This window comes from Streptomyces sp. MB09-02B, from assembly GCF_033794485.1.
Taxonomy (GTDB): Bacteria; Actinomycetota; Actinomycetes; order Streptomycetales; family Streptomycetaceae; genus Streptomyces.
In genome coordinates, this window is the sequence record NZ_JARGEE010000313.1 from 1 (window position 1) to 10,835 (window position 10,835).

Here is a 10,835-nt window from a genome sequence, read left to right on the forward strand (position 1 = left end):
TTTCTCCTGGGCTCGGAAATTTTTATAAGAGACAGGCCCTACCCTGCCGAGCAGTTGGGCAAACCCCGGGCAGCCGTAAAGAAGCAGCAGTGCTGTTTTTCACATCGCAGCGCGGGTGTCTTCACAATTCCCGTCCATGCGTGCCGGTTTAAGCCCGGATATGGCCGCACTTGTCCCTCGCCTGCCTCATCTTTCCCGCGTTTAATCGAGAAAGTTGTGGCTCAACTCTGAACACACAACTGGTTACCTACGTATCCCGATGTGAGCGACCGACTGGGGGAACCCCCGGACACCGGAGGTAGCCGTGCGCAAGGATTCCGCTGTGGCCGATGAACGCCCGCACAGGGCACGACATCGCGCATCACAGCCCTCAGAGCCAGACGAGGAGCTGATGCGCGCGCTGTACCGCGAGCACGCTGGACCCTTGCTCGCGTACGTGCTGCGTCTGGTCGCGGGCGACCGCCAGCGTGCCGAGGACGTTGTGCAGGAAACTCTCATCAGGGCCTGGAAGAACGCCGGTCAGCTCAATCGAGCGACCGGATCGGTACGCCCCTGGCTGGTGACGGTCGCACGTCGCATCGTCATCGACGGCCACCGCAGCCGGCAGGCCCGGCCGCAGGAGGTCGACCCGTCGCCGCTGGAGGTCATCCCCGCGGAGGACGAGATCGACAAGGCGTTGTGGCTGATGACACTGTCGGACGCGCTGGACGACCTGACCCCTGCCCACAGGGAGGTCCTGGTCGAGACCTATTTCAAAGGGCGTACGGTCAATGAGGCGGCCGAGACGCTTGGCATCCCCAGTGGCACCGTCCGCTCCCGGGTGTTCTACGCCCTGCGGTCGATGAAGCTGGCTCTAGAGGAGCGCGGGGTGACGGCATGAGCAACATCTACGGGGGGTATGGACCGGGAATGCCCGGATCTGTGCAAGGAGCCCAAGGTTCCGGCGACAACATCCACGAGACCGTCGGCGCGTACGCCCTCGGGATACTGGACGACGCCGAGGCCACACAGTTCGAGATGCATCTCGCCACGTGCGAGTGGTGCGGACAACAGCTCGACGAGCTGGCCGGTATGGAACCGATGCTGGCCGCGCTCGCGGACCTGCCCGCGGCCCAGGGCACGCCGGCGATCGGCGAGTCCCTGTCCGTGAAACCGACCACCGGTCTCGCGGACCGGCTCGTGGGCGAGGTCGTCCAGCACCGGGCGAAGAAGAGCCGGCGGAACTTCTTCATGCTGGCGGCCGGCGTGGCCCTGATCGTCGGCGGCCCGACGGCGGTGTTCGCGACGACGGGCGGCGGGGGCGACGAGCCCGAGAACCGGACCGTGGTCGCCAGCCCGGCCAAGGACGCCTTCATGGGGATCAGCGCGGCGGACAAGGTCTCGTCCACCGACGCGGCCACCCAGGTCAGCGCCACGGTCGGCATGGAGTCCAAGGCCTGGGGCACGCACGCGGTCCTGGAGCTGAAGAACGTCAAGGGCCCGGAGAAGTGCTCGCTGATCGCCGTCGGCAAGAACGGCGAGCGTGAGACGGTCACCTCCTGGTCCGTCCCGAAGTGGGGCTACGGCATCAAGAACGCCACGACGGAGCAGGCGAAGAACCCGCTCTACGTCCACGGCGGCGCGGCCTTCACCCCCGACGAGATCGACCACTTCGAGGTCCTGACCTTCAGCGGCAAGAAGCTCGTCTCGGTCAAGGCGTAACGCGTCGAGGCGAAACACGTCGAGGCGTACGCGTCGAGACGAAACGGACACGCTCGCGGCGAACAGCGGACGGACCCGGTCGGGCACATAGCCTGACGGGGTCCTTTTCGCGTACGGTGGACGGCTGCCCAGCACGTCAGAAGGGGGCCCGGGTGGCCGCTCAGGTTCAGCAGGAAACGCTCGACTCCGCTCACGACTCGGTACGTGAGAAGGAGATCGGCGTCGAACAGGAACATCTGGACCGGGTCTACCGGCGCCTCGAGGAGAAGATCCACGAGGCCGAGTTCCTGATGAACGACGCGGCCAAGCGCGGTCAGGTCGGCACCCCCGGCGCGCTCGCCGAGCGGGACGCCCAGGTCTTCCGGGCCGGAGTCCACCTGAACCGCCTGAACAACGAGTTCGAGGACTTCCTCTTCGGGCGGATCGACCTGCTGCGGGGCAAGGACGGCAAGAAGGGACCGGACGGCGCGTACACCGCCGTCGAACCGGCCGAGGGCGCGGTCCGCCCCGACCGGACCGCCGACATCGCCGAGACGCTCCACATCGGCCGTATCGGCGTCCTGGACTCCGAGTACGCGCCGCTGGTCATCGACTGGCGGGCCCCGGCGGCCGCCCCCTTCTACCGCTCGACCCCGGTCGACCCCGGCCGCGTCGTCCGCCGCCGGGTCATCCGCTCCAAGGGCCGCAAGGTGCTGGGTGTCGAGGACGACCTGATGCGCCCCGAGCTGACGGCCTACCTCGACGGCGGCGAACTGCCCGTCATCGGCGACGGCGCCCTCATGGCCGCCCTCGGCCAGGCCCGCAGCCACACCATGCGTGACATCGTCGCCTCCATCCAGGCCGAACAGGACCTGGTGATCCGCGCCCCCGCCGCCTCCGTGACGTACGTCGAGGGCGGCCCCGGCACCGGCAAGACGGCCGTCGCCCTGCACCGCGCCGCCTACCTCCTCTACCAGGACCGGCGCCGGTACGCGGGCGGCATCCTGATCGTCTCCCCGACCCCGCTGCTCGTCGCCTACACCGAGGGCGTCCTGCCCTCCCTCGGCGAGGAGGGCCAGGTCGCCATCCGCGCCATCGGCTCACTCGTCGACGGCGCCGAGGCCACGCTGTACGACTCCCCGGCCGTGGCCCGCGCCAAGGGCTCGTACCGCATGCTCAAGGTGCTGCGAAAGGCCGCCCGGGGCGCCCTGGAGTCGAGCGACGCGCCCACCCGCCTTCGGGTCGTAGCCTTCGGCCGGCGCCTCGAACTGGAGGCCCCCGACCTGGACCGCGTCCGCGGCAACGCGCTCAGCGGCACCGCCCCCGTCAACCTGCTGCGCCCCCGTGCGCGCAAGCTGCTGCTGGACGCCCTCTGGGACCGGTCGGGCGCGGCGGGCCGCCACACCGACCCGGAGCTGGCCGCCGAACTGCGCTCCTCCTTCGACGAGGACATCACGACCGAGGACGCCTTCATCGCCTTCCTCGACGCCTGGTGGCCCGAGCTGACCCCGCGCGGCGTGCTCACCGCCATGGCCGACGAGCGCCGCCTCGGCCGCTGGGCCCGCCGCATCCTCAACCCGGGTGAGGTCCGCCGCGTCGCCCGCTCCCTGAAGCGGGACGGCCTCTCGGTCCACGACATCGCCGTGCTCGACGAACTCCAGGCGATCCTCGGCCTCCCGGCCCGCCCCAGGAAGAAGCGCGAGCTCGACCCGCTGGACCACCTCACGGGCCTGGAGGAGCTGATGCCCGTACGCGAGGAGACGCAACGGGAGCGGGCCGAGCGGCTGGCGCAGGAGCGGACCGAGTACGCGCACGTCATCGTCGACGAGGCGCAGGACCTGACGCCGATGCAGTGGCGCATGGTGGGCCGCCGCGGCCGCCACGCCACCTGGACGGTCGTGGGCGACCCGGCCCAGTCCTCCTGGTCCGACCCCGACGAGGCGGCCGAGGCCCGCGACGAGGCCCTCGGCACCCGCCCGCGCCGCCGCTTCACCCTCACCGTCAACTACCGCAACCCGGCCGAGATCGCCGAACTGGCGGCGAAGGTGCTGGCGCTCGCCATGCCCGGCTCCGAGTCCCCGTCGGCGGTCCGCTCCACCGGAGTGGAACCCCGCTTCGTCACGGCAGCCCGCGACACCCTGGCCCGCACGGTCCGCGCGGAGGCCGCCTGCCTGCTGGACCTCGTCGACGGCACGGTGGGCGTCGTGGTCGCCATGAACCGCCGGGAGGAGGCCGCCCGCTGGCTGGCCGGCCTCGGCGACCGGGTGGTGGCCCTCGGCAGCCTGGAGGCGAAGGGCCTGGAGTACGACGCCACGGTGGTCGTCTCCCCGGCGGAGATCGCGGACGAGTCCCCGGCGGGGCTGCGGGTGTTGTACGTCGCACTCACCCGGGCGACGCAGCAGCTGACGGTTGTCTCGGCGGAGCGGGACGACCCGGACGCGGACGGCGTCCCCGACCTGTTGCGGGACTGAGCGGGCAGTCGGTCGGGTGCGCGCGAGCAACCACACACCACTTGCACCCGCCGACGCACCAGCAACTCCCCGAACTCCGAGGCGCCTGTTAGCCTGGTGGTGGCACCGGCTCGATCCAAGCCCCCGGGCCCAACCTTCGTCGCTACGAGCGACCACTTGCCGCGAGGCGAGCATGGCGGGTCGGTGCCACTGAACGTACGAAGAGGTCCACGTCGAATGTGACGTGGACCTCTTCTCGTTGAGAACAAAACGTTCTCAACCCCGGACGGCTAACGCCTACTCGGCGGTAGGTGCGACGATCGGACGGCAAAACGCAGCAAACGCAGTAGCAGAAGTACGCGAAAGCAGAGGAAGTCGGCCATGGCAACGGCGCCCAGCGTCTCCTACTCGATGACGGTCCGGCTGGAGGTGCCCGCGAGCGGAACCGCGGTCTCCCAGCTCACCGGAGCCGTCGAGTCCCACGGAGGCTCGGTGACCGGCCTCGACGTGACCGCGTCCGGCCACGAGAAGCTCCGCATCGACGTCACCATCGCCGCCACCTCCACGGCGCACGCCGACGAGATCGTGGAGCAGCTGCGCCACATCGAGGGCGTGACGCTCGGCAAGGTGTCCGACCGTACGTTCCTGATGCACCTCGGCGGCAAGATCGAGATGGCGTCGAAGCACCCCATCCGCAACCGTGACGACCTCTCGATGATCTACACCCCCGGTGTGGCCCGCGTCTGCATGGCGATCGCCGAGAACCCCGAGGACGCCCGCCGCCTCACCATCAAGCGCAACTCCGTTGCGGTCGTGACGGACGGCTCCGCCGTGCTGGGCCTCGGCAACATCGGCCCCAAGGCCGCGCTGCCCGTCATGGAGGGCAAGGCGGCCCTCTTCAAGCGGTTCGCCGGCATCGACGCCTGGCCGATCTGCCTGGACACCCAGGACACCGACGCGATCGTCGAGATCGTCAAGGCGATCGCCCCCGGCTTCGCGGGCATCAACCTGGAGGACATCTCCGCGCCCCGCTGCTTCGAGATCGAGGCCCGGCTGCGCGAGGCCCTCGACATCCCCGTCTTCCACGACGACCAGCACGGCACCGCGATCGTCGTCCTCGCCGCCCTCACCAACGCACTTCGCGTCGCGGGCAAGGCGATCGGGGACATCCGCGTCGTCATGTCGGGCGCCGGCGCGGCCGGTACGGCCATCCTCAAGCTGCTCATCGCCGCCGGTGTGAAGAACGCCGTCGTGGCCGACATCCACGGTGTCGTGCACTGCGACCGCGCCGACCTGGTCGACGCCGCCCCCGACTCGCCGCTGCGCTGGATCGCCGACAACACCAACCCCGAGGGCCTCACGGGCACCCTCAAGGAGGCCGTGCGAGACGCCGACGTCTTCATCGGCGTCTCCGCCCCGAACGTCCTCGACGGCGACGACGTGTCCGCCATGGCCGACAACGCCATTGTGTTCGCGCTCGCGAACCCCGACCCCGAGGTCGACCCCGCTGTCGCCCGGCAGACGGCGGCCGTCGTGGCCACCGGCCGCTCCGACTTCCCGAACCAGATCAACAACGTGCTGGTCTTCCCGGGTGTCTTCCGCGGTCTCCTCGACGCCCAGTCCCGGACCGTCAACACGGAGATGATGCTCGCCGCCGCGACCGCCCTCGCGGACGTCGTCACCGAGGACGAGCTGAACCCGAACTACATCATCCCGAGCGTCTTCAACGACAAGGTCGCGGGCGCGGTCGCCGGGGCGGTCCGCGAGGCCGCGAAGGCGGCGGCCTCGGCCTGAACCCCCGTTGTGACGGTGGCCACGGCCCCCCGCCCTCGGCGCGTCGCGGGGCCGGAGGGCTTGCGCCGCCCTTTAGTGTGGCGGCCAAGCTCAGGCCTGCCACGGCCCCCATGGGCGTTCGGGTGACTCCCGAGGGTGTTCGTGTGACTCCCCAGGGGTGCCGGATTGGCTTTCCCGCCGCAGGTGAGTGCAGGATGCGTTTCTGGGCGCGATGGTCTGACGACGGACCTGGGTCCGCCTCAACGGCAAGAAGAACACGGGAGTAACAACATGAACCGCAGTGAGCTGGTGGCCGCGCTGGCCGACCGTGCCGAGGTGACCCGCAAGGACGCCGACGCCGTGCTGGCCGCGTTCGCCGAGGTCGTCGGCGACATCGTCGCCAAGGGCGACGAGAAGGTCACCATCCCCGGCTTCCTGACCTTCGAGCGCACCCACCGTGCCGCTCGCACCGCTCGCAACCCGCAGACCGGCGACCCGATCCAGATCCCCGCCGGCTACAGCGTGAAGGTCTCCGCGGGCAGCAAGCTCAAGGAAGCGGCGAAGGGCAAGTAACCTTGCCGTCCGTCCTTCCGGGGATGGCGTGGCGCGCGTAGAACGCCTGATGGGGGCGGCACCTGGTCTTCCAGGTGCCGCCCCCATCGTCGTGTGTATACGGCTGCGGGTCCGTCGTGGCCGGTCGCGCCCCGCGGCGGAGCCGCAGATGTCACAGCCCCGCGCCCCTGAGAAGCAGGGGTTGCGCTCCTTGCTTCTCAGGGCACGGCTCAGCCCAGCGCCTTGCCCGGCAGTTCCACCTTGGCGCCGAGTTCCATGAGCTTCTCCATGAAGTTCTCGTAGCCGCGGTTGATCAGCTCGATGCCGTGGACCCGGGACGTGCCCTGGGCCGCCAGGGCCGCGATGAGGTACGAGAACCCGCCGCGCAGGTCGGGGATGACCAGGTCGGCGCCCTGCAGCCGGGTGGGGCCGGAGACGACCGCCGAGTGCAGGAAGTTGCGCTGGCCGAAGCGGCAGTTCGAGCCGCCGAGGCACTCGCGGTAGAGCTGGATGTGCGCGCCCATCTGGTTCAGTGCGGAGGTGAAGCCCAGCCGGGACTCGTAGACCGTCTCGTGGACGATCGAGAGGCCGGTGGCCTGCGTCAGGGCGACGACCAGGGGCTGCTGCCAGTCGGTCTGGAAGCCCGGGTGGACGTCCGTCTCCAGCGCGATCGACTTCAGCTGGCCGCCCGGGTGCCAGAAGCGGATGCCCTCGTCGTCGATCTCGAAGGCACCGCCCACCTTCCGGTAGGTGTTCAGGAACGTCATCATCGAGCGCTGCTGGGCGCCCCGGACGTAGATGTCGCCCTCGGTCGCCAGGGCGGCGGACGCCCAGGAGGCGGCCTCCAGGCGGTCCGGGAGCGCCTTGTGGTTGTAGCCGCCGAGCGAGTCCACACCGGTGATGCGGATCGTGCGGTCGGTGTCCATCGCGATGATGGCGCCCATCTTCTGCAGGACGCAGATCAGGTCCTCGATCTCCGGCTCGATCGCCGCGTTCGCGAGTTCCGTCACGCCCTCCGCGAGGACGGCCGTGAGCAGCACCTGCTCGGTCGCGCCCACCGACGGGTACGGCAGCTGGATCTTCGTGCCCCGCAGCCGACGCGGTGCCTCCAGGTATTGGCCGTCCTCCCGCTTCTCGATCTTCGCGCCGAACTGCCGCAGCACCTCGAAGTGGAAGTCGATCGGCCGGCCGCCGATGTCGCAGCCGCCGAGACCGGGGATGAAGGCGTGGCCGAGGCGGTGCAGCAGCGGGCCGCAGAAGAGGATCGGGATGCGGGAGGAGCCGGCGTGGGCGTCGATATCGGCGACGTTCGCGCTCTCCACGTTCGTCGGGTCCATCACCAGCTCGCCCGGCTCGTCGCCCGGGCGGACCGTTACGCCATGCAGCTGCAGCAGCCCGCGCACGACCCGTACGTCGCGGATGTCGGGCACGTTGCGCAGCCGGCTCGGACCGCTGCCGAGCAGCGCGGCGACCATGGCCTTGGGTACGAGGTTCTTCGCACCGCGGACACGGATCTCGCCACTGAGCGGGGTGCCGCCGTGTACAAGCAGTACGTCGTCAGAGCCGTTGACGGTCATGGATCTCGCGTTCCGTGGAGTTGGGCAGAGGCGTGTGCGGCGTGGGCGGACGGCCGACGGACCCGTGGTGCGGGGGTCGGCGCGGCGCGAGCCGGAGAGCTAGCGTAATCGCCGCCCACCCCCCTTCCGTAAGCCCAAGGGCCTCTCAGCCACGTCATGGATTCGCCACAACACGAACCGTTCACCACCGGCCACGCGGGGTCACCGGATTGGCCGTGCGCGGGGTTCGTGCCGGTGCGCCCGCCCGTCTCCCACCACCGCCCTGCCGGAGGCCCTGCGGGCCACTGGCCTGGATTCATGGCTGCGCGCACACCGCTCGGGGGATTGGCTCCCCGCGCGGGGGCGGGATGCGGGATCATGTCTGGCATGACCGAGGTGTCCTCGCTCACAGGGCGGCTGCTCGTGGCCACGCCCGCCCTGGCGGACCCGAACTTCGACCGCGCTGTCGTGCTGCTCCTCGACCACGACGAGAAGGGCTCGCTCGGCGTGGTCCTCAACCGGCCCACCCCGGTGGACGTCGGCGACATCCTGGAGGGCTGGGCGGATCTCGCCGGCGAACCCGGGGTGGTCTTCCAGGGCGGTCCGGTGCAACTGGACTCGGCGCTGGGGGTCGCGGTGATCCCCGGCGGCGGTTCCGTGGACCGGACCCCGCTCGGCTGGCGGCGGGTGCACGGCGCGATCGGCCTGGTCGACCTGGAGGCCCCGCCGGAGCTGCTGGCCTCCGCGCTCGGCTCGCTGCGCATCTTCGCCGGGTACGCGGGCTGGGGGCCGGGCCAGCTGGAGGACGAACTGGCGGAGGGCGCCTGGTACGTCGTCGAGTCCGAACCCGGCGACGTCTCCTGCCCGTGCCCGGAACGGCTCTGGCGGGAGGTCCTGCGCCGCCAGCGCAGCGAACTCGCGATGGTGGCCACCTATCCGGACGACCCTTCGCTCAACTGATGCGGGTGCGCTTCAGTACCCTTGGCTCCATGAGCACTCTTGAGCCCGAGCGCGGTACTGGTACGGGGACCCTCGTCGAGCCGACGCCGCAGACGTCGCACGGCGACGGCGACCACGAGCGCTTCGCCCACTATGTCCAGAAGGACAAGATCATGGCGAGCGCCCTCGACGGCACGCCCGTCGTGGCGTTGTGCGGCAAGGTGTGGGTCCCGGGCCGCGACCCGAAGAAGTACCCCGTGTGCCCCATGTGCAAGGAGATCTTCGAGTCCCTCGGCGCGGGCGGCGACGACCAGGGCGACGGCAAGAAGTAACCCACGGCGCGATCGGCTCGGGAGCGTCTGCGCAGGCGCCCCCGGGCTTTGTCGTGCCCTTCGTGCTGAACCCCGTTGCAGGGAACGCTTCTTCGGATCACAAGGTGGTTGAGACCTCTTGTGGTCATGTTCATGTACTCCATAGCCTCCGGTGTGTTGTGTAGAGCAGAACGTCCGTTGCGGAGAATGCAACGCTCCGCTCCCCCCTCCGGAGGATTCGCTCGATGAAGCTCGCCGCCCGACTCGCCGCGCCCGTAGCGGCACTGGCCCTCGCCGGGCTGACCGCCTGTGCCCCCCAGACCTCCGACAACTCCTCCGCCGGGGAGGACGAGAAGACCGGCACCCTCCGGGTGTGGCTCTTCCAGGAGGTGAGCAACGAGCCGAAGCAGCAGGTCGTCGACAAGGTGGTCGCCGCCTTCGAGAAGGCGCACGACGGCGCGAAGGCCAAGGTCGAGTACATCCCCGTCGAGACCCGCGCCCAGCGCATCAAGGCCGCCTTCAACGATCCCGAGAGCGCCCCCGACGTCATCGAGTACGGCAACACGGACACCGCCGGCTACGTGAAGGACGGCGGACTCGCCGACGTGACCACGGAGTTCAACGGCTGGTCCGACGCCGAGTCCTCCGACCCGACCGCCAAGACGTCCGTCACGGTCGAGGGGAAGGTCTACGGGGCGCCCTTCTTCGTGGGCGTCCGGGCCCTGTACTACCGCACCGACGTCTTCGAGGAGCTGGGCCTCGAAGTCCCGAAGACCCTGGACCAGCTGGCCGCCACCGCCAAGCAGATCCGGGCCGCCAAGCCCGACCTGTACGGCCTCGTCGTCGGCGGCGCCTACACCTACGGTGCCATGCCCTTCGTCTGGGCCAACGGCGGCGAGATAGCCGAGGGCAAGGGCGGCTCGTACGCCTCGACCATCGACAGCGCGGCGGCCCGGAAGGGCATCGAGGCCTACACCTCGCTCTTCGGCGACGACAACTGCCCCGCCGCCAAGTGCGCGGGCATGGGCGGCAACGACACGGTCACCGCGTTCGCCGCGGGCAAGGCCGGGATGGCGATCGGCGGTGACTTCAGCCACGCGGCGGTGGAGGCCGGCAAGGTCAAGGGCAGGTACGCGGTCGTACCGCTTCCGGGTGTGAAGTCCGGCTCGGTGGCCCCGGCGTTCGCGGGCGGCAACAACGTCGGCGTCCTGAAGAGCACCAAGCACCGCACCCTCGCCGTCGACCTGATGAAGCGGCTGACGTCCAAGGAGACCCAGGGCGAACTCTTCGACGCGATGGGCTTCCTGCCCACGTACACGGACGTGCGGGCCGAGGCGGCGAAGGAGGAGCCGTTCATCGAGCCGTTCGTGAAGACGCTGTCCTCCGGCACGAAGTTCGTGCCCGCGTCCTCGGCGTGGGCGCAGATCGACGCGTCGCTGGTGCTTCCGACGATGTTCCAGGAGGTCGTCAGCGGCAAGAAGGACGTGGCCGAGGCGTCGGAGGACGCGGCGAAGCAGATGAACGATGCGTTCGGCTCCGCCGGTTGAGCGGGGGGCGCCTAACGGGGTGGGGGG

At 69.9% G+C, this 10,835-nt stretch carries 9 protein-coding genes; 8 read left to right on the top strand and 1 reads right to left on the bottom strand.

Annotated features, from left to right (window positions below; genetic code table 11):
• Nucleotides 1-304 precede the first annotated feature (304 nt).
• The 5 genes from P1P70_RS32210 (at nt 305) to P1P70_RS32230 (ending at nt 6,476) form a co-directional block, all read left to right on the top strand.
• Nucleotides 305-880 carry a sigma-70 family RNA polymerase sigma factor gene (locus P1P70_RS32210; RefSeq protein ID WP_013003188.1) on the top strand — a complete coding sequence of 192 codons (576 nt, stop codon included), beginning with the start codon at nt 305-307 and terminating at the stop codon, nt 878-880.
• A gap of 29 nt (nt 881-909) precedes the next feature.
• On the top strand, nt 910-1,701 hold the full coding sequence (locus tag P1P70_RS32215) for a zf-HC2 domain-containing protein (protein WP_319244089.1): 792 nt from the start codon (nt 910-912) through the stop codon (nt 1,699-1,701).
• Between the two features lie 152 nt (nt 1,702-1,853).
• A complete protein-coding gene (locus tag P1P70_RS32220) occupies nt 1,854-4,151 on the top strand; it encodes a HelD family protein (protein ID WP_319244091.1) in 2,298 nt (765 codons plus the stop codon).
• 360 nt (nt 4,152-4,511) lie between these two features.
• Nucleotides 4,512-5,924, top strand: a complete 1,413-nt coding sequence (locus P1P70_RS32225) for an NAD-dependent malic enzyme (protein ID WP_319244093.1) — start codon at nt 4,512-4,514, stop codon at nt 5,922-5,924.
• A gap of 270 nt (nt 5,925-6,194) precedes the next feature.
• Entirely contained in the window at nt 6,195-6,476 is a 282-nt protein-coding gene (locus P1P70_RS32230; RefSeq protein WP_005486790.1) for an HU family DNA-binding protein, read from the top strand.
• 209 nt (nt 6,477-6,685) lie between these two features.
• Here P1P70_RS32230 and murA read toward each other — a convergent pair whose 3' ends face one another.
• Nucleotides 6,686-8,032 carry a UDP-N-acetylglucosamine 1-carboxyvinyltransferase gene (gene murA, locus P1P70_RS32235; protein WP_319244095.1) on the bottom strand — a complete coding sequence of 449 codons (1,347 nt, stop codon included), beginning with the start codon at nt 8,030-8,032 and terminating at the stop codon, nt 6,686-6,688.
• A gap of 366 nt (nt 8,033-8,398) precedes the next feature.
• Here murA and P1P70_RS32240 point away from each other — a divergent pair, with 366 nt between their 5' ends.
• From P1P70_RS32240 to P1P70_RS32250, 3 genes are all read left to right on the top strand, one after another.
• Nucleotides 8,399-8,971 carry a YqgE/AlgH family protein gene (locus tag P1P70_RS32240; protein WP_319244097.1) on the top strand — a complete coding sequence of 191 codons (573 nt, stop codon included), beginning with the start codon at nt 8,399-8,401 and terminating at the stop codon, nt 8,969-8,971.
• A 29-nt stretch (nt 8,972-9,000) separates the two neighbouring features.
• Nucleotides 9,001-9,282: a DUF3039 domain-containing protein gene (locus P1P70_RS32245; protein ID WP_005486786.1), complete on the top strand. Its 282-nt coding sequence runs from the start codon at nt 9,001-9,003 to the stop codon at nt 9,280-9,282.
• Between the two features lie 224 nt (nt 9,283-9,506).
• On the top strand, nt 9,507-10,808 hold the full coding sequence (locus P1P70_RS32250) for an extracellular solute-binding protein (protein WP_319244099.1): 1,302 nt from the start codon (nt 9,507-9,509) through the stop codon (nt 10,806-10,808).
• The last annotated feature ends 27 nt before the right edge of the window (nt 10,809-10,835 follow it).

Coding starts and splice junctions, on each gene's coding strand:
- P1P70_RS32215 (WP_319244089.1), top strand. CDS start 910: ATGCCCGGATCTGTGCAAGGAGCCCAAGGTTCCGGCGACAACATCCAC.
- P1P70_RS32225 (WP_319244093.1), top strand. CDS start 4,512: ATGGCAACGGCGCCCAGCGTCTCCTACTCGATGACGGTCCGGCTGGAG.
- P1P70_RS32230 (WP_005486790.1), top strand. CDS start 6,195: ATGAACCGCAGTGAGCTGGTGGCCGCGCTGGCCGACCGTGCCGAGGTG.
- murA (WP_319244095.1), bottom strand. CDS start 8,032: ATGACCGTCAACGGCTCTGACGACGTACTGCTTGTACACGGCGGCACC.
- P1P70_RS32240 (WP_319244097.1), top strand. CDS start 8,399: ATGACCGAGGTGTCCTCGCTCACAGGGCGGCTGCTCGTGGCCACGCCC.
- P1P70_RS32245 (WP_005486786.1), top strand. CDS start 9,001: ATGAGCACTCTTGAGCCCGAGCGCGGTACTGGTACGGGGACCCTCGTC.
- P1P70_RS32250 (WP_319244099.1), top strand. CDS start 9,507: ATGAAGCTCGCCGCCCGACTCGCCGCGCCCGTAGCGGCACTGGCCCTC.